The 17,693-nt window shown below is 69.2% G+C and carries 20 protein-coding genes; 11 read left to right on the top strand and 9 right to left on the bottom strand.

What is annotated here, in order from left to right; translation table 11 throughout:
• Together OHA10_RS17810 and pepN are read left to right on the top strand one after the other, a co-directional pair.
• Positions 1-375 carry a hypothetical protein gene (locus tag OHA10_RS17810; protein WP_371407331.1) on the top strand — a complete coding sequence of 125 codons (375 nt, stop codon included), beginning with the start codon at positions 1-3 and terminating at the stop codon, positions 373-375.
• A 10-nt stretch (positions 376-385) separates the two neighbouring features.
• A complete protein-coding gene (gene pepN / locus OHA10_RS17815) occupies positions 386-2,824 on the top strand; it encodes an aminopeptidase N (RefSeq protein ID WP_371407332.1) in 2,439 nt (812 codons plus the stop codon).
• Here the strand turns inward: pepN and OHA10_RS17820 are convergent.
• Positions 2,821-3,360 (bottom strand): RNA polymerase sigma factor, encoded by a 540-nt coding sequence (locus OHA10_RS17820; RefSeq protein ID WP_371407333.1) that lies wholly within the window; start codon positions 3,358-3,360, stop codon positions 2,821-2,823. The genes pepN and OHA10_RS17820 overlap by 4 nt on opposite strands.
• A 47-nt stretch (positions 3,361-3,407) precedes the next feature.
• Between OHA10_RS17820 and OHA10_RS17825 the strand changes: the two genes are divergently transcribed.
• Positions 3,408-4,418: a serine/threonine-protein kinase gene (locus OHA10_RS17825; protein ID WP_371407334.1), complete on the top strand. Its 1,011-nt coding sequence runs from the start codon at positions 3,408-3,410 to the stop codon at positions 4,416-4,418.
• A 17-nt stretch (positions 4,419-4,435) separates the two neighbouring features.
• Complete coding sequence (locus tag OHA10_RS17830; RefSeq protein WP_371407335.1) at positions 4,436-5,035, top strand: hypothetical protein; 600 nt, start codon at positions 4,436-4,438, stop codon at positions 5,033-5,035.
• On the opposite strand, the gene OHA10_RS17835 is transcribed toward OHA10_RS17830, so the two are convergent.
• The 4 genes from OHA10_RS17835 to deoC are packed head-to-tail and all read right to left on the bottom strand — an operon-like array spanning position 5,029 to position 9,309.
• On the bottom strand, positions 5,029-6,042 hold the full coding sequence (locus OHA10_RS17835; RefSeq protein WP_371407336.1) for a S66 peptidase family protein: 1,014 nt from the start codon (positions 6,040-6,042) through the stop codon (positions 5,029-5,031). The genes OHA10_RS17830 and OHA10_RS17835 overlap by 7 nt on opposite strands.
• Positions 6,043-6,045: 3 nt before the next feature.
• On the bottom strand, positions 6,046-6,891 hold the full coding sequence (locus OHA10_RS17840) for an aldehyde dehydrogenase family protein (protein ID WP_371407337.1): 846 nt from the start codon (positions 6,889-6,891) through the stop codon (positions 6,046-6,048).
• A 19-nt stretch (positions 6,892-6,910) separates the two neighbouring features.
• Positions 6,911-8,347 (bottom strand): aldehyde dehydrogenase family protein, encoded by a 1,437-nt coding sequence (locus OHA10_RS17845; RefSeq protein WP_137252830.1) that lies wholly within the window; start codon positions 8,345-8,347, stop codon positions 6,911-6,913.
• A 5-nt stretch (positions 8,348-8,352) separates the two neighbouring features.
• Entirely contained in the window at positions 8,353-9,309 is a 957-nt protein-coding gene (gene deoC / locus OHA10_RS17850) for a deoxyribose-phosphate aldolase (protein ID WP_371407338.1), read from the bottom strand.
• Positions 9,310-9,355: 46 nt separating this feature from the next.
• Between deoC and OHA10_RS17855 the strand changes: the two genes are divergently transcribed.
• From OHA10_RS17855 to OHA10_RS17870, 4 genes are all read left to right on the top strand, one after another.
• The gene (locus OHA10_RS17855) at positions 9,356-9,916 is read left to right on the top strand and encodes a PH domain-containing protein (RefSeq protein WP_371407339.1); all 561 of its coding nucleotides are present in this window, start codon (positions 9,356-9,358) and stop codon (positions 9,914-9,916) included.
• Positions 9,917-9,918: 2 nt separating this feature from the next.
• Complete coding sequence (locus tag OHA10_RS17860) at positions 9,919-10,785, top strand: alpha/beta hydrolase (RefSeq protein ID WP_371407340.1); 867 nt, start codon at positions 9,919-9,921, stop codon at positions 10,783-10,785.
• A 112-nt stretch (positions 10,786-10,897) separates the two neighbouring features.
• Entirely contained in the window at positions 10,898-11,848 is a 951-nt protein-coding gene (locus tag OHA10_RS17865) for a neutral zinc metallopeptidase (protein WP_371407341.1), read from the top strand.
• A gap of 180 nt (positions 11,849-12,028) precedes the next feature.
• Positions 12,029-12,478 carry a hypothetical protein gene (locus OHA10_RS17870; protein WP_130444202.1) on the top strand — a complete coding sequence of 150 codons (450 nt, stop codon included), beginning with the start codon at positions 12,029-12,031 and terminating at the stop codon, positions 12,476-12,478.
• Between the two features lie 45 nt (positions 12,479-12,523).
• Here OHA10_RS17870 and OHA10_RS17875 read toward each other — a convergent pair whose 3' ends face one another.
• Both OHA10_RS17875 and OHA10_RS17880 read right to left on the bottom strand, forming a co-directional pair.
• Positions 12,524-14,158 carry a phospho-sugar mutase gene (locus OHA10_RS17875; RefSeq protein WP_371407342.1) on the bottom strand — a complete coding sequence of 545 codons (1,635 nt, stop codon included), beginning with the start codon at positions 14,156-14,158 and terminating at the stop codon, positions 12,524-12,526.
• Positions 14,159-14,167: 9 nt separating this feature from the next.
• Positions 14,168-14,629, bottom strand: a complete 462-nt coding sequence (locus OHA10_RS17880; RefSeq protein WP_371407343.1) for a gamma-glutamylcyclotransferase — start codon at positions 14,627-14,629, stop codon at positions 14,168-14,170.
• A 31-nt stretch (positions 14,630-14,660) separates the two neighbouring features.
• Here OHA10_RS17880 and OHA10_RS17885 point away from each other — a divergent pair, with 31 nt between their 5' ends.
• From OHA10_RS17885 to OHA10_RS17895, 3 genes are read left to right on the top strand one after another with little or no spacing between them, the layout of a single operon-like run.
• A complete protein-coding gene (locus OHA10_RS17885) occupies positions 14,661-16,040 on the top strand; it encodes an NAD(P)H-quinone dehydrogenase (protein ID WP_371407344.1) in 1,380 nt (459 codons plus the stop codon).
• A gap of 2 nt (positions 16,041-16,042) precedes the next feature.
• Positions 16,043-16,321 carry a muconolactone Delta-isomerase family protein gene (locus OHA10_RS17890; protein ID WP_371407345.1) on the top strand — a complete coding sequence of 93 codons (279 nt, stop codon included), beginning with the start codon at positions 16,043-16,045 and terminating at the stop codon, positions 16,319-16,321.
• A 45-nt stretch (positions 16,322-16,366) separates the two neighbouring features.
• Complete coding sequence (locus OHA10_RS17895) at positions 16,367-16,768, top strand: helix-turn-helix domain-containing protein (RefSeq protein WP_371407346.1); 402 nt, start codon at positions 16,367-16,369, stop codon at positions 16,766-16,768.
• Here the strand turns inward: OHA10_RS17895 and OHA10_RS17900 are convergent.
• Both OHA10_RS17900 and OHA10_RS17905 read right to left on the bottom strand, forming a co-directional pair.
• Complete coding sequence (locus OHA10_RS17900; RefSeq protein WP_371407347.1) at positions 16,720-17,400, bottom strand: DUF6390 family protein; 681 nt, start codon at positions 17,398-17,400, stop codon at positions 16,720-16,722. The genes OHA10_RS17895 and OHA10_RS17900 overlap by 49 nt on opposite strands.
• Positions 17,397-17,615, bottom strand: a complete 219-nt coding sequence (locus tag OHA10_RS17905; protein WP_371407348.1) for a HypC/HybG/HupF family hydrogenase formation chaperone — start codon at positions 17,613-17,615, stop codon at positions 17,397-17,399. Before OHA10_RS17905 ends, OHA10_RS17900 begins: the two co-directional genes overlap by 4 nt.
• Positions 17,616-17,693: the final 78 nt, after the last annotated feature.

Genomic DNA, 17,693 nt, shown 5'->3' on the forward strand with positions numbered 1-17,693 from the left:
ATGGACGAGGTCGGCATTCCACTGCAGGCGTTCGGTGCGTTGCTGCACAGCCAGAACATCGGCATGGTCTGCCGGGCGTTGAACATGTACCAGGTGGCCGCGGCGTACACGCAGGTCAGCGGCGGCAACCCGCTCGAACCGATGGCCGGCGAGGTACGTGGGGTCGCGCGCGAGATCCTGTCCCGGCCGCCGGCCGAGGCGGACGAGGATCTGCGGGCCGGCTTCGATCACATCTCCGCCCTGAACGTACTGACCGTGCTGGCCGAGCCCGCGGATGCCGAGCTGATCGCGGCGGTGCTCGAGAACGCGACGAACGAGGAGATTCGGGCAGTGGCGAACCTGGCGGCGGCCACGGCTCGCACCCAGCCGGGATAGCGTGCTGTGCATGCGTGCGCTGACTGTTGAAGAGGCCCGGCAACGGGCGGCGGAGCTGGACCTGCGGTCGTACGAGGTCGCGTTCGACCTCACCGATCCCGGAGACACCTTCGTCACGACCAGCCGGATCCGCTTCGGGGCCACGAGTGCCAGTAGTTGGGTGGACGTGAAGCCCGAGCGGCTGATCAGCGTCGTACTCAACGGTCAGACGCTCGATGTCGGTGCGCTCGACGGCGGCCGCTTCCCGCTCACCGGGCTGACGGCCGAGAACGAACTCGTCGTCACTGCCGAGCTCAAGTACTCCGCGGACGGCGAGGGCCTGGTGCGATCCGTCGACCCCGCCGACGACCGCGTCTACACGTACGGCATGTCGTCGCTGGAGTCCGCTCCGCGGTACTTCCCGTGCTTCGACCAGCCCGACCTGAAGGCGCCGTACACGATGACGGTGAAGTGCCCCGAGGACTGGGTCGTCCTCGGCAACGGGGCCGCCACGCGGACCGCGCCGGGGGAGTGGACGCTCGCCGAGACCAAGCCGCTGTCGACGTACTTCGTCACGCTCGTCGCCGGCCCGTACCACCTGATCCACAGCGAGTACGACGGGATCCCGCTCGGGCTCGCCTGCCGGCAGTCGCTGAAAGAGCACCTGGACCGGGACGCCGAAGACCTGTTCCGGACCACCCGCGAGGCGCTCGACGAGTACCACCGGATGTTCCGGCAGCGGTACCCGTTCGGCGAGTACTGGCAGGTGTTCGTGCCGGACTTCAATCTCGGCGCGATGGAGAACCCGGGCTGTGTGACCTTCGCCGACACGCTCGTGTACCGCGGGCAGGCGACCGAGGCCGAACGCAGTACCCGTGCGCGGATCGTCGTGCACGAGATGGCGCACATGTGGTTCGGCGACCTGGTCACGATGAAGTGGTGGAACGACATGTGGCTGAACGAGTCGTTCGCCGAATACATGGCGCATCGGGTGTCCGAGGACGCGACGAGCTACGGCGGCAACTGGACCGACTTCGCGTTCGTACGGAAGTGGTGGGGACTGCAGACCGACCAGAGCAGCTCGACGCATCCGGTCGCGCCGGACAGCCTGAAGGACGCGCGGCAGTCGCTCGACGACTTCGACGGGATCTCCTATGCCAAGGGCGCAGCGGTTCTGAAGCAGCTGGCGAAGTACCTCGGCGACGACGTGTTCCTGAAGGGGGTCAACGCGCATCTGGAGGCGCACGAGTACGGGAACGCCGATCTGCAGGAGTTCATCGAGAAGCTGACCGAGGCCGGTGCGCGAGACCTGGACGCGTGGTCGGAGCAGTGGCTGCGGACGTCGGGGGTGGACACCATCTCGGTCGAGCGGACGGCTGAAGGTGTCGTCCTCCACCGCAAGAGCCCGGACGAATCGCGCCGCCTGCACAAGTTGAGCGTCGGTGGGTACGCCGAGGACGGATCGGCAACCTTGCGAGATGTCGTGCTGGCGCAGGACTCGGTAGAAGTTGCTATGGGCAACCATGCGATCGTGGTGGCGGACGCCGACGACGACACCTGGGCGAAGATCCGGCTGGATCCGGCGAGCTTGGGCAAGCTGACCGAGGTGCTGCCGAGGATCGCCGACAGCACCACCCGCGCGGTGGTGTGGAACTCGGTGCGAGACTCGGTGGCGGATGCCGAGCTGGATCCTCGGCACGCGCTCGACCTGGTCGTCGCCGCGCTTCCGCACGAGGACAGCGATATCGCGGTCGGCTCGCTGGCGCAGTGGCTCGAGGGGCGGGTGCTCGGCCGTTACCTGGACTACGAGGAGTCTCGCGGACCTGTCGCCGACGCGGTCGGGAGCAAGCTCGCGAGCACGGTGCCGGGAAGCAGCCTGCAGTTGATCACCGCGCGGACCTTCGTCGCGACGACCGATGACACGGGCCTGTTGACCACCTGGCTCGACGACGCCGGTGCTCCGGACGGTCTGGTGATCGACGCGGATCTGCGCTGGTCGATCGTGCTCAGGCTGGTTCGTCTGGGCGCGTACGGCGCCGCCGAGATCGACGCCGAGCTGGCCCGGGACAGGTCCACCGAAGGCGTGACCGAGGCGGCCCGCTGCCGCGCGGCGCTGCCCGACGGCAAGGAGGCGGCCTGGAACCGGATCATGACCGACCCGGCGATCGGCGTACAGGAACTGCTCGCGACCGCGGAAGGGTTCTGGCATCCGTCCCAGAACGCCGTCACCGCGCCGTACGTCCGGCGGTTCTTCACCGATATCGCGGGGACCGCGGAGATCCGGGCCGGTATGGTCGTCGGCCTGACCGCGAGCCGGATCGCCCCGAAGTACGCGATCGACGAGGAGCTGATCGCGCCGGCCGAGGCGTTGATCGGGGACGAGTGCGTGGCCTCGGGCATCCGCCGGCAGACCGCCAACTTCCTCGACGACCTGCGCCGGGCGATCGCGGTGCGCCGCGCGTTCGGCTAGCGAACGGTGAGGCGTTCCGCGACGGCCTTGCGGGCCTGGTGGATCCGGGCCTTCACGGTCCCGAGCGGTACGTCGAGCTCGTCGGCGATCTCGGCGTACGACAGCGCGCCGAGATCGCGCAGTACCAGCGGCTGGACGAGCTGCGGGTGGCTTGACTCGAGCGCTTCGAGGGCGTCGAGCAGATCGAGGCGGGAGCCGGCGATCACCGACGTGGTCCGCGGGTCGACCGACTCCGGCAGCACCTCGGCGGACTGCTCGACCGAGCGGCGCTTGAGCGACCGGTAGGTCTGGCGGGCCTGGTTGGTGGCCACGATCGTCACCCAGCCCGCGAAGCTGCCGGTGCCCTTGAAGGTGTGCACCTTGTTGGCGACCTGGAGGAGGGTGTCCTGGACCGCCTCCTCGGCGTCCTCGCGGTACGGCAGGAACTTGGCCACCCGCCGCTGCACCTGCGGCCGGATCGCCTGCAGGAGTCGTGGAAGTACCGTCTGGTCGCCCCGGGCTGCGCGGGCCGCCAGCTCTTCCAGCTCCTCGTCCATCGTCCCCCAGTCACCGTTGAGCTCACTTGTGGTCGACAATAGCCGGGATGGATGTCATCGGGCGGTACCGGTTGCAGGACAAAATCGGCGCAGGCGCGTTCGCGACCGTCTGGCGGGGCTACGACGACGACCTCGATGTCGACGTCGCCGTCAAGGTCCTCGCGGACAACTGGGCGTCGCGCGCCGACGTGCGCGAACGGTTCCTGTCCGAGGCGCGGCTGATGCGCCGGATCGCCAGCGACCGGGTGGTCCGGGTCTTCGACCTGGGCAAGCTCGAGGACGGCCGTCCGTACTTCGTGATGGACTACATCGGCGGCGGCACGCTCGGCGACGTCCTCCGGCAGGGCCCGCTCGACGCGGTGGACGCGCTGTGGTGGGGCGCCGATCTGGCCCGGGCGGTGGCCGCGCTGCACAGCGAGGGCGTCGTACACCGCGACGTCACCCCGGCGAACCTGCTGCTGCGACCGGGTGACGAGTCCGGCGGCGGCACCCATCGGATCGTGCTGGCCGACCTCGGGCTGGCGAAACGGGCGGCGGAGGCATCCGGACTCACGCAGGCGGTCGGCACACCGTCGTACATGGCGCCCGAGCAGGGCCGCGGCGACGGCGGATTCGACGAGCGGGCGGACATCTACGCGGTCGGCGCGGTCGCGTATGCGCTGATCACCGGGCACCCGCCGTACGTCGCGGGCTCGATCGGCGAGGTGCTGAACCGCGACCCGGACCTGGCGCCGCCGAGCCTGCGGTCGGTGCTGCACGACTCGGTCGGGCCGCTCGACGACATCTTCGGACGGGCGCTGGCCTATCGGGTCGCGGACCGCTGGGAGCGCGCGGACACGCTGGCCGATCGGCTCGAGGCCGAGGCGTACCGGTTGGAGCAGGAAGCCCCGCTGCGCGCCGAGGAGCGGACCGCGATCACCGACGAGGCCCTGGACACCACGGTCGCGACCGACGCACCGGTACGCCGACGTCGCCGGACGCGGATGTGGTTCCTGCTGGCCCTACCGGTCGTCTTCGTCGCAGCCGGCGTCGGCGGCTGGTTCCTCTTCGGCCGGTGATTTCTTAGAGTAGTCAAGTGACTACTTTCTGCAGTCTCATGGTGACTCTTGCCCTGCTCACGCCGGTCAACGCCCAGCCGGTCGCCAACTATGCCTGTCGAGCGAACACCAAGTTCGGTCAGCACACCGTGTCCCTGCGCCAAGGCATCAACGCCACGGCCCCGGCCGCGGTCCGCGCCAACACCCGCTTCACGATCGCCGTCGACCCTCAGCCCGGAACGCTCCCGAGCGAGGTCAAGGGCTTCAAGCTCCAGGAGGTCCGCGACCTGGCTCTCCGCATCCCGGTGCCTGCCAACACGTCGTACGTCAGCGCCCACCTGACCGGCGGCTCAGGCCTGAACTCCACTCCGTCGGTGCAGTTGGAGGGGAACACAGCCGTCGTCAAAGTCGCCGGTCCGATCCCCGGCGGCGCGAGCTACCAACTACCCACGCTCGCCGTCCGACTGAAGTCCGGCCGCCGCGGCACCACCGTCGAAACCAAGCTGAAAGGCACCAGCTACGACGACCCCGGCCTCACCCTGCAGGCCAAGATCAAGTGGAAGTTCCTCACCACCACCGCCCCGGTCGCCTGCTATCCCGACCCGAACCCGGCGCTCACCAGCACGAAAGTTCAGTAGACGACCGTGATCCGTTCCGCGGCGGGGTCGATCCGGACCTGGCCGCCGTACGGAAGAACGAACTGGGGATCGGTGTGCCCGATGTCCAGACCCTTCACGACCACGGCGGTCGGGTTGTACTCCGCGAGCGCACGATCGACCGCGAGGTACTGACCGGTGACGTACTCGAAGGACTGCTCCGGTGTCAGCTCCTGGAACAGCGAGGTGGACTTCGGGCGGCCCCAGAGGACAGCGTCGAAGCGTTCGAGCAGGCCGCGTTCGCCGAGGTTGCGGAGCATCCGGTAGACGTGCTCGGACGGCGGCATCTCTTCGCTGGTCTCGCCGAAGAACACCCCGCCGTACGACTCGGTCGGCAGCATCCAGCGGTTCGCCGACAGTTGCCAGTCGAGGATCTCGATGCAGCCGCCCCACAGCTTCCCGCTGACCGTCTGCGTGCCGCTCCAGGTCCAGCCGGTGCCGGGGAACAGCGGCGGCTCGGTCGAGAGGTTCTCCGGGACGGCCCAGTCGTGGTCGACGTCGGTCCACCCCTGGGCCGGCGTCAGCTCGAACTCGCCGCCGGTGAACATTGCCGCCCGCAACGACCGCTCGGTGTCGGGATGCAGCGCGCCGCCGCGACCGAACTGCACCATCACGCTGCCGCCGTGGAAGGCCGGCAGACCCAACGTGTGCAGGAAGTTGAGCAGGTTCGTGTTGTCGCTGTAGCCGAAGAACGGCTTCGGATCCGCCCGGAAGACGGCCGGATCCAGGTACTTCAGGACCGTGAGCTGGTCGTCGCCGCCGATGCTCGCGAACACGGCGCGGATCGACGGATCCGACCATGCCTCGTGCAGGTCGTCGGCCCGCTCTTCCGGTGTGGACTGGAGCTTCCGGGTCGTCGGGTACTCGACCGGGTCCAGTCCGAAGTCGTCGCGCAGCCGACGCAGGCCCAGCTCGTACGGGCCCGGGAAGATCTCCGGCAGTCCCCGGGACGGCGAGACGATCGCGACCCGGTCACCTGGCTTCAGCAAAACTCAGACTCCGATCGGGTGCCAGACGGTCTTCAGCTCGAGGTACTGCGTGAGCCGGGACAGGCCCTGGTCCGCGGACCAGTCCTCCTCGGCGGGACGGCGTACCCGCTTGAGGTTGTCGGCCGCGGCGATCTCGAGCTCGGTCGCCTCCTCCGGATCCACGATCCCGCACAGGTCGATCGCGTTGACGTCCATGTGCGACGCCAGCCACGGGCCGACCTCGGACGCCGATCCGGTGAGGATGTTGACCACACCGCCCGGTACGTCGGAGGTCGCCATCACCTCGCCGAGGGTGATGGCCGGCAGCGGCCGCTCGTACGACGAGACCGCGACCACCGTGTTGCCGGAGACGATCGCGGGCGCGATCACACTGGTCAGACCGAGCAGGCTGGAGTCCTGCGGTGCGAGCACCGCGACCACACCGGTTGCCTCGGGCAACGAGAAGTCGAAGTACGGGCCGGCGACCGGGTTGCTGGAGCCGACCACCTGGGCGAGCTTGTCGGCCCAGCCGGCGTACCAGACCCAGCGGTCGATCGACTCGTCCACGACCGCGCGGGCCTTGGAGATCGACAGCCCTTCGGACGCGGCGACCTCGGAGCTGAACTGCTGGTGCCGGCCCTCCATCACCTCGGCGATCCGGTACAGCACCTGGCCCCGGTTGTACGCCGTCCGCGCGTGCCAGCCGCCGAACGCCTTACGGGCCGCGACGACCGCGTCCCGGGCGTCCTTGCGGGAGGCCTGCGATGCGTTCGCCAGGAACTTGCCCTTGGCATCGGTCACGACGTACGACCGGCCGGACTCGCTGCGCGGGAAGGCGCCGCCGACGTAGAGCTTGTAGGTCTTTCGCACCTCGAGCCTCTGTGGGTCCTTAGTGGGCAAGGTAGGCCTCCAAGCCGTGGCGACCGCCTTCGCGGCCGTAGCCCGACTCCTTGTACCCGCCGAACGGCGAGGTCGGGTCGAAGCGGTTGAACGTGTTCGCCCAGACCACGCCGGCGCGCAGCTGGTTCGCCATCCAGAGGATCCGGGAGCCCTTGTCGGTCCAGATCCCCGCGGACAGCCCGAAGGGGGTGTTGTTCGCCTTCTCGACCGCCTCCTGCGGAGTGCGGAAGGTCAGCACGGACAGCACCGGCCCGAAGATCTCCTCGCGGGCGATCCGGTGCGCCTGGGACACCCCGGTGAAGACCGTCGGCGGGAACCAGTAGCCGTTGGCCGGCAGCTCGCACTCCGGAGACCAGCGCTCGGCGCCTTCGTCCTCACCGATCTGCGACAGCTCGCGGATCTTCGCCAGCTGGGCCGCCGAGTTGATCGCGCCGATATCGGTGTTCTTGTCCAGCGGGTCGCCGACGCGCAGCGTGCCCATCCGGCGCTTCAGTCGCGCCAGCACCTCGTCGTACACGCTCTCCTGGACCAGCAGCCGCGAACCCGCGCAGCAGACATGGCCCTGGTTGAAGAAGATGCCGTTGACGATGCCCTCGATGGTCTGGTCGATCGGCGCGTCCTCGAAGACGATGTTCGCCGCCTTGCCGCCGAGCTCGAGTGTGACCGCCTTGTGCGTGCCGGCCACCGACTTGGCGATCGCCCGGCCGACCTCGGTCGATCCGGTGAACGCGACCTTGTCGACGTCCGGGTGCTCGACCAGCGCCTGGCCGGTCCGGCCCGCGCCGGTGACGATGTTGACCACGCCCGGCGGCAGATCGGCCTGCTGGCAGATCTCCGCGAACGCCAGCGCGGTCAGCGGAGTCGTCTCGGCCGGCTTCAGCACGACGGTGTTGCCGGCGGCCAGCGCCGGGGCGATCTTCCACGCCAGCATCAGCATCGGGAAGTTCCACGGGATCACCTGGCCCGCGACACCCCACGGCTGCGGGTCGTCGCCGACACCGGCGTACTCGAGCTTGTCCGCCCAGCCCGCGTAGTAGAAGAAGTGCGCCGCCACCAACGGGATGTCGACGTCACGGGACTCGCGGATCGGCTTGCCGTTGTCGAGCGACTCCAGCACTGCCAGCTCACGCGAGCGCTCCTGGATCAGCCGCGCGATCCGGAACAGGTACTTCGCCCGGTCCTTGCCGCTCATCGGGCCCCAGACCTTCTCGAAGGCCTTGCGGGCCGCGCGAACGGCCTTGTCCACATCGGCGGGACCGGCCTCGCTCACCTCGGCCAGCACCTCTTCGGAGGCAGGGCTGATGGTCTTGAACGGCTTGCCGTCCGTCGCGTCGGTGAACTGGCCGTTGATGAACAGCCCGTACGACGACTTGATGTCGACGATGGCCCGCGACTCGGGGGCCGGTGCGTACTCGAATCTGCTCATGCCTGTCAGTCCAAGGTGAAGTAGTCGGGGCCCGGGTAGTGCCCGGTGGCCAGCTTGGTGCGTTGCATCAGCAGGTCGTTCAGCAGGCTGGAGGCGCCGAAGCGGAACAGTTCCGGGTCCAGCCAGTCCGGTCCGGCGGTCTCGTTGACCGTGACCAGGTACTTGATCGCGTCCTTCGCGGTCCGGATCCCGCCGGCCGGCTTGACGCCGATGTGCAGCCCGGTGGCCTCGTGGTAGTCGCGGACCGCCTCCAGCATCACCAGCGTCACCGGCAGCGTCGCGGCCGGGGACACCTTGCCGGTGGAGGTCTTGATGAAGTCGGCACCGGCCAGCATCGCCAGCCAGGACGCCCGACGGACGTTGTCGTAGGTGACCAGCTCGCCGGTCTCCAGGATCACCTTCAGGTGCGCGTCGCCGGCCGCCTCGCGGATCGCGGTGATCTCGTCGAAGACCAGACCGTAACGCCCCGACAGGAAGGCGCCGCGGTCGATCACCATGTCGACCTCGTCGGCGCCTGCCGCGACCGCGTCCTGGGTGTCCTGGACCTTGATCGCGAGGCTGGAACGCCCGCTGGGGAAGGCGGTCGCGACACTCGCGACGTTGATCCCGGAGCCTTTCAGCTCGTGCTTCGCGGTGGCGACCAGGTCCGGGTAGACACAGACGGCGGCGACCTGCGGTGCGGTCGGGTCGGCCGGGTCGGGCCGTTTCGCCTTCGCACACAGGGCCCGCACCTTGCCGGGGGTGTCCTGGCCCTCCAGCGTGGTCAGGTCGATCATCGAGATCGCCAGGTCGAGTGCGTAGGCCTTGGCGGTGGTCTTGATCGACCGGGTGCTCAGGGTGGCGGCCCGGGCCTCGGCGCCGACCTGGTCGACGCCCGGCAGCCCGAGCAGGAACCGGCGCAGCCGATCCTCGGACGAGGTCACGTCGGCCAAGCTGTCGACGCCGCTGTCGAGTGTGGTCACCTGTGGCAGTCTAGTGCCGTTCCGGACAGGCAGTTACCTTGTCCGGGTGAAGTCGAAGTCGCCCGAGAGCGAGCAGTACCTGTCCGCGTCGAACCGGATCACCGGGGCCATCGTCCTGGTGATCGGCGTGCTCGGCCTGGTCGACGTGGTCCTGGAGTGGCGGACCGCCACCGGGCTGCTGGTCGGCAGCATCATCGCGATCTTCATGGTGCTCGCGTACGTCGGCCTGATGCGGCCGTCGGTGACGCTGAGCCCCGAGAATCTACTGCTGCGTAACCACCTGCGCGACCACCTGATCCCGTGGTCGAAGGTGACCGGCGTCGACGTGACCGACATCCTCCGCGTGCACACCGAGGCGAACCGGTTCCGCGCTCCCGGCGTCCAACTGATCATGCGCGACCTTCGTAAGCAGCGTGTCGGCGGCCGGAAGCTCTCGGCGGACAACTCGCTGTCCAAGGCGGACTTCGTCGTCAACCGGATCGAGACCCTCCAGGGCCAGTTCTCCGAGCAGTCGCAGGGCGAGGTGATCACCAGCTGGGCCAAGCCCGAGCTGATCGCGATCGGAGTCCTCGCCGTGGTCGCGATCGTGTCCGCGGTGGTCCGCTGAGCGTGCTCACTCGCCGCGTCCTCCTGCGTACCGGGGTCGCGGCGGGGGTGGTCGGCGTCGCCGGCGTGGCAGCCCTCGAGACCGGCGCGATCCCCGGCCGGGCCCGCATACACGACGCTCTCGGCCTGACCGGCCCGGACGGCGTCGTACCCGATGTGCCCGCCGGTCCGGTGGTGTCGGGCAGCTTCGACTCGTCCGGCCGTCGTACCGAGGTCGGCTACAGCGTCATCTACCCGGACGGGTACGACGCGTCGGCGGAGCTGCCCGTCGTACTCGTGCTGCACGGTCGTGGGGGCGACCACACATCCGCGATCAACGACCTCGGCATCGACCGCTACCTGACCGCGACCGTCCGCGCCGGTACGCCGGCGTTCGCGCTCGCGACCGTCGACGGCGGCCAGAACAGCTACTGGCATCGCCGGGCCGACGGCAACGATCCCGGCCTCATGCTCGAGCACGAATTCCTTCCCCTGCTGGCCGATCGCGGTCTGCACACCACGCGGTACGGCGTACTCGGCTGGTCGATGGGCGGGTACGGCGCACTGCTCCGGGGCATGTCGTCGCGGGCGGTCGCGGTCGGGGCGCTGAGCCCGGCGTTGTATCGCAAGTACGACGAAGTACAGGCGGGAGCGTTCGACGGGCCTGAGGACTTCGACCGGAGTCAGGTGTTCGGCCGGGCGGTGAGGTTCCGGGATGTTGCCGTTCGCATCGACTGCGGGCGGGACGATCCGTTCGGGCCGGCCGCGAGCGAGCTCCGGGCCGAGCTGCGGGCGGCCGGCGGTCAGCAGGCCGGGGCGCACACCGCCGGTTACTGGCGGCGTATGCTCCCTGACCAGTTGCGATTCCTGGGCGGAAAACTGGGGCAGTGAGGGGAACTGTGGCGTGAATCGCCGCGTCAGAACCCGTGTTCAACCTCGGGTGAACCCCTGTGCACCCCAGGATTGGTCCGACAGGTCCCTAGACACATCGAGAGTGGAGCTCATGGTCAACCTCTCCCGTATCACCCTGCGCGGCGTGGCCGCGGTCGGTGCCCTGGCCGGCTTCGCCGCCCTGGCGCTGCCGAACGCCCAGGCTGCGCAGACCTCCAGCACGACGACGACGGCCGGCACGCAGGCCGCCGACACGAAGCCGATCGAGATCGGCACGGGTCTGGTCGCCGGCCCGCCGCCCGCTGGAGACGGTCTCACCACGAAGTCGTCGCTGACGAACGTCGTGCGTTACAACAAGCTGTACAAGACGGGCGCCATTCCCACGTCGAAGTGCAAGGAGCTCAACGTCTCGCTGCGCACCTTCGCGGGCGTCGTCGCGTACGAGAACAACCTGTACAAGTGCCTCTACGGCTCGTGGGCCCTGCCGCTGAAGCAGGCGGGCGCGGCGTACAAGGTGGCGCCGAAGCTCGTCGTCCACAACTCGAGCGCGGTCAACTCGAAGTGTGGCGTGGTCACTGGTGGTACCGCGTTCTTCTGCGGTGTCGACAACGGGTACATCTACATCCCGGCGTACGTGATCATCAACTACTGGAAGCAGAGCCCGACGATGGCGCGGGCGTACGCGACCTTCACGCTCTCGCACGAGTACGGGCACCACGTGCAGTGGCTGACCGGCATCCTGAACGCGTCCTGGGCGCGTCAGCGGGCCTTCAGCACCTACGCGGCACAGCTCGAGGAGAGCCGTCGTCGTGAGCTGCAGGCGTCCTGCCTCGGCGGTGCGGTGGACGGCGCCAACAAGCGCAACTACCCGTTCAGCGGTGGCTTCATGACCCAGTACAACTGGGTGATCAGCAACAGCGGCGACCAGCCGGGCGGCGTGCGGGACCACGGTTCGATCAAGAACCACGCGTTCTGGGTCACCGCCGGCTTCAACGCGCGGCACAGCTACACCGTCGCGGGCAACTGCAACACCTTCAACGCGTCTTCCGCGTACGTCGCCTGATATCAGGTGCGGACCGAAGTCTCGTAGCACGTAACTCAGCCGCCCGGTACGCGTTGGCGTACCGGGCGGCTGTTGCGTTTTGGCGACACCCGCACGATCTGCGATCGTGTGGTTACTTGTTTCGGGTGCGGACGCCCTAGAGTTTCTGAGTCGAGCCTCGAACGGCAGGAGTCAAGGACAGTGAACTACGACGAGTTCAACACCGAGTACGCCAAGGTGCTGGACAAGATCAAGAGCGGTCGTTCCACCTGGTCGGAGCTGTCCGGGCACGTCACCCGGCTCCGGCAGGCGACCACCGGCATCACCTCGCCGGTGGAGCGCACCCAGGTCGACCACGACCTCGCGGCGCTGAGCCAGATGGTGGACATGTCGCGGCGGACCAACGACAAGGAAGACGTCTGGACGGTCACGTCCGACGCGATCCGCAAGGCCAGCAGCCAGGAGGGTTCGGTCGCCGACCGGATCGCCCGGATCGAGGCCAGCATCAACGACATCACCGCCCTCGCCAACCGCAACCCGGACGAGCGGGACGCGCTGATGCAGTCCACCAGCACGCTCCGGATCCTGCACTCGTCGCTGCAGAGCTCACTGCACGCCGAGGAAGCCGAAGCCGCGGCCGCAGCACGCTGAGCCGGGGAGCCACCCGCCAGGTGCTCCCCAGCTGCTGTACGGCGGTTACAGACCCAGCGCGGTCGACAGGGTTTGCTTGATGCCGGACAGGTTCTCGCCTGCCCGGCGCCGAGCACTTGCGACATCGGTGCTGACCGGCACGACCACTTCCAGGTAGCACTTCAGCTTCGGCTCCGTCCCGGACGGCCGCACGACCACGCGGGCACCGTCGGACAGCGTGTACCGCAGGCCGTCCGTGGGGGGCAGCGTCTCGGATCCCTGGCTCAGGTCGTCGATCCGCTCGACGCTGTAGTCGCCGAGCGTCGCCGGTGGTGTGGCGCGAAGACGTTCCATCGCCTGGGCGATCAGCGACAGGTCGTCCACCCGCACGGCCAGCTGGTCGGTCGCGTGCAGGCCGTGCTTGACGGCCAGATCGTCCAGCAGGTCCTGCAGCGTCCGGCCTGCCGCCTTCGCCTGCGCGGCCAGCTGCAGCACCCGGACCAGCGTCGACACGCCGTCCTTGTCCTTCACGGCCGCCGGATCGACGCAGTACCCGAGCGCCTCCTCGTAGCCGAACACCAGGTCCGGCACCCGTCCGATCCACTTGAACCCGGTCAGCGTCTCGACGTACCGGACGCCGTACGACGCGGCGATCTTGCCGAGCAGCGACGACGACACGATCGAGCAGGCGGCGACGCCGTTCGGGCGGGGCGCGAGCAGGAACTCACCGAGCAGCGCGCCGAGCTCGTCGCCGCGCAGCATCCGCCAGCCGCCGTCCGCAGAGGCATCCGGGATCGCGACAGCGCACCGGTCCGCGTCGGGGTCGTTGGCGACCGCGATGTCCGCGCCCATCGAGCGGGCCAGCTCCAGCGCCGCATCGATCGCGCCCGGCTCCTCCGGGTTCGGGAACGAGACGGTCGGGAAGTCCGGGTCCGGGTCGGCCTGGGAAGCCACCACCTGCGGTGCGGCGAACCCCGCCCGGGCGACTGCCGCCTCGACCAGCGTCCGCCCGACGCCGTGCAGCGGCGTGTAGGCGACGTTCAACTCCCGGGGGGCGTCCGCCGGCACCAGGTCGGCGATCCGGTCCAGGTACGCGTTCAGCAGGTCGTCGCCCGTCGTCTGCCAGTCGTCGCCGCGCGGTACCTCGGCCAGCGGACCGACTGCCGCGATGGCGGCCGCGATCTCCGCGTCCGCGGGCGGGACGATCTGCGAGCCGTCGCCCAGGTAGACCTTGTAGCCGTTGTCCTGCGGCGGGTTGTGCGACGCGGTCACGACCACGCCCGCGACCGCGCGCAGGTGCCTGATCCCGAAGGCGACGACCGGCGTCGGGGTCGGCCGGTCCAGCAGTACGGCGTCCAGGCCCGCGCCGCGGATCACGGCGGCGGTGTCCTGCGCGAACACGTCGGACTTGTGGCGTGCGTCGTACCCGATCAGCACCGGTCCGTCGGTGAGGCCCTTGGCCTTCAGGTACGCCGCGAGTCCGGCGGCGGCCCGGATCACGACGACGCGGTTCATCCGGTTCGGACCGGCGCCGACGGCTCCGCGCAGGCCCGCCGTACCGAACTCGAGCGTGCCGGCGAAGCGGTCGGCCAGCTCGGCCGTGTCCCCGGCATCCAGCAGCGCCTGCAGCTCGGCGCGGGTATCAGAGTCGGGGTCCTCGCTCAGCCAGGCGTCGGCGGCGGCCTTCAGATCTTGGGTCACATGGGCACTCTAATGACCGGACGACTGACAGGGGCGGGAACGCAGGTCCGCGACGTAGTCGTCCGGGGCGCCGGCTGCCTCGGCGGCCTCGGCGAGGATGCCGAGGTAGCGGGCCGAGGGCAGGCCGCCCTCGTAGGCGTTCAGTACGTACATCCAGGCCAGCTGCTCGCCGTCCAGGGTCTGCACCCGGACCTGGATCTTGCTGTAGACGTCCTGGTCGATCCATTCCCACTCGTCCAGGCGCTCGACGTCCTTGGGGTGGACGTCGTACAGCGCGACGAAGACCTGGTTGGCCGGGTCGGACGGGTCCTCGACCACGGTGGCCATCGAGCCCTCCCAGCCGAGCTCCTCGCCGCCGAAGGTCAGGCGCCAGCCGTGGATCCACCCGGTCCCCCGCAGCGGGGAGTACGGGCACCGGTCGGCCATCAGGTTCGGGTCCAGATTCGACGCAAATGCGGCGTACAGGGTCACGGAAAACGAGGATACGGAACAATGGCCTCTCGTGGCGCGAGTTGTGATCATCGGAGGCGGTCCTGGCGGGTACGAAGCGGCGAGTGCGGCCGCCCAACTCGGCGGGGAGGTGACGGTCGTCGATTCCGACGGGATCGGCGGTTCCGGCGTGCGTACCGACGCGGTTCCGAGCAAGACCTTGATCGCCACCGCCGAGGTGATGACCGAGGTCGAGGAGGCCGGCGAGCTGGGGGTCCGCCTTGACGACGGGGACGACAACCCGGCGAATTCCGTGCGTGTCGATCTCTCCGTCGTCAACAAACGGGTCAAGGCGCTGGCGGCCGCCCAGTCCGAGGGCATCGAGCGCCGGCTGGACCGTGACAAGGTCCGGATCATCCGGGGCCGCGGTCGCCTCGACGGGCCGGAGACCGTGGTCGTCGGCGACGAGCGGCTGGACGCCGATGTGATCCTGATCGCCACCGGTGCAAGGCCTCGCATCCTCAAGGGGTCCGAGCCGGACGGCGAGCGGATCCTCACCTGGGAGCAGGTCTACGAGCTCGAGGAGCTGCCCGAGCGGCTGATCGTGGTCGGGTCCGGTGTGACCGGTGCGGAGTTCGCCAGTGCGTACGACGCGCTCGGCAGCGACGTCGTCCTGGTGTCCTCCCGCGACCGGGTGCTGCCGGGCGAGGATGCTGACGCGGCCGCGGTCCTGGAGGACGTGTTCAAGCGGCGCGGCCTGACGGTGCTGAGCAAGTCCCGGGCCGAGTCGGTGAAGCGCCACGGCGACGGGGTCGTGGTGACGCTGACCGACGGCCGGACGGTCGAGGGTTCGCACGCGCTGCTCGCGGTCGGATCGCTGCCGAACACCGATGACATGAACCTGGTCGAGTCGGGCGTGTCGCTGACCGACGGCGGCTTCGTGCAGGTGGACCGGGTGTCGCGGACCACGGCCCGCGGCGTCTACGCGGCCGGTGACTGCACCGGCGTACTCATGCTCGCCTCGGTGGCCTCGATGCAGGGCCGGATCGCGATGGCGCACGCGCTGGGCGACGCGGTCACACCGTTGGACCAGTCAACGGTCTCTGCGAACGTCTTCACCGCCCCCGAGATCGCCACCGTCGGCCTGACCCAGGCGGTCGTGGACGCCGGCGGGAGTACGGCGCTGGTCGTCAAGGTCCCGCTGGCCGACAACGCGCGGGCCAAGATGCAGGGTGTCCGCGACGGCTTCGTCAAGCTCTTCTGCCTGCCCAACACCGGGATCGTCGTCGGCGGGGTGGTCGTGGCACCGCGGGCCAGCGAGTTGATCCACCCGATCTCGCTCGCCGTGGCCGCCCGACTCACCGTCGACCAGGTGGCCCAGTCCTTCACCGTCTACCCCTCCATTTCGGGCTCGGTGGCCGAAGCCGCCCGCCGCCTCCACCTGAGGAACTGACGATGAAGTTCCTCGTGCTGTGGCAGATGGAGCTGAGCCTGCTCTCGCCGGAGATGGCGCGGGCGGTGGGCGCGATGCCGGAGTACGGGCAGCGGCTCGAGCGGGAGGGAAAGGTGCTGGCCCGGTACCACGTGGTCGGATCGCACGGCGGGGCGTGGATCTACGAGGTGGACTCGCACGAGGAGTTCGAACGATTGCTGGGCCGGGCGCCGGTGTTCAATTTCGCCCGCTACACGGTGCACGCCCTGGCCGAGATGGAATCCGGGCCGCGGAGCGATTGACGCCGTCCCGCGTAGCGGTGGAAGGTTGTCGCAGGGGGTTGGTGCATGTTCGAGGATCGCAGCGACGTCGCTGTTGACCGTCATCTGGTGGTCAGCCATCGGTTGCGTGCGCGGCGGGTGCAACTCGGGCTGACGCAGAAGCAGCTGGTGAGCCGGCTGGCGCGGCGCGGGATCCGGACGACCAACAAGACGTTGTCGAGCTTCGAGCACGGCGCCGGGGTCGACGTGGTGCGGCTGCCCGAGCTGGCCGGTGCCCTCGACTGCACGGTGACCTACCTGCTCGGCCTGACCGAGGATCCGGCTCGGTGGGAGCCGGATCGGTCCGGTCCGCCGGACACCCGGCCGGTGCCGCGGCCCGCCGTACTCAACTCACCCGGCGTGGTCAACCAGCTCGACGGTCACGGGATACTCGGACCGGACATCCCGGCCCGGCCGCCCAGACGCTGATTCACCAGCTCCAGGTGGTACGCCGAATAGTGGCGTAAGGCAACCAATTGCGGGTGGGTGAGCCGGTCGCAGACCCAGCCCCAGTGCAGCGACACCCAATCGCCCGGGTGCAGCGGCTCGATCAGCTCCACGCTGCCGAGACCCAGTGTCGCGGTGTCCCGGCCGGGCAGGCCGAGTGCCAGGCTCTTGCCGTCCCAGACCAGCGGCCGCGACTCGACGACGACCTGGCCGCCGGCGGCCGAGATCACCTTGCCCCACCGGATCCGGCACTGGTCGAGCACCTGGAGCGCATGTTCGGTACGGCGTTCGTCGTGCAGCAGGCTCGCCCACGGATAGTGGCAGAACACCTGGAAGCTGTGGTGCGGCAGCCCGTCCTGCGGGTCGCCGGCCCGGTCGAGCAAGCGGTTGCCGACCCAGTACGCCTCGACCACCTCGCGGTCGAGGGGATCCGACGTACCGGTGGCCGCCGCGATCACCCGCAGTTGCGGCCAGGCGCCCTCGAACTGTTTGGCCAGCGCGCGGAACCGGATACCGGTCCGGCCCTCGAGCAGGGCGCCCGCGTCGGCGGGGCCGCAGTACCCGAGCTGGTTGGGCGCGAACGCGTACCGCGCGAACATCGCCGGCCCGTTCACAGGTCGACCCCGAAGAACGCGTAGGCGTCGGCGGCCCGTTCCGCCGACATCCGTTCGAGTGCGAACCCGCTGTGGATCAGCACGTACTCACCAGGGACGAACGGCCCGTCGAGAAGCGACACGTTGATCTCCCGGACGACCCCTGCCACCTCGACCCGGCCGAGGTCGGCGCCGCTCGGGCAGTCGACCACCCGGCCCGGAATGCCCAGGCACATCTGGCTACATGTCCCTCAGCCGGAGGTAGCGTCGCATGTCCTGCAGTCCGTAGTAGCCCAGCCCGACGAGCACCAGCA

This window comes from Kribbella sp. NBC_00662 (assembly GCF_041430295.1).
Classification (GTDB): domain Bacteria; phylum Actinomycetota; class Actinomycetes; order Propionibacteriales; family Kribbellaceae; genus Kribbella.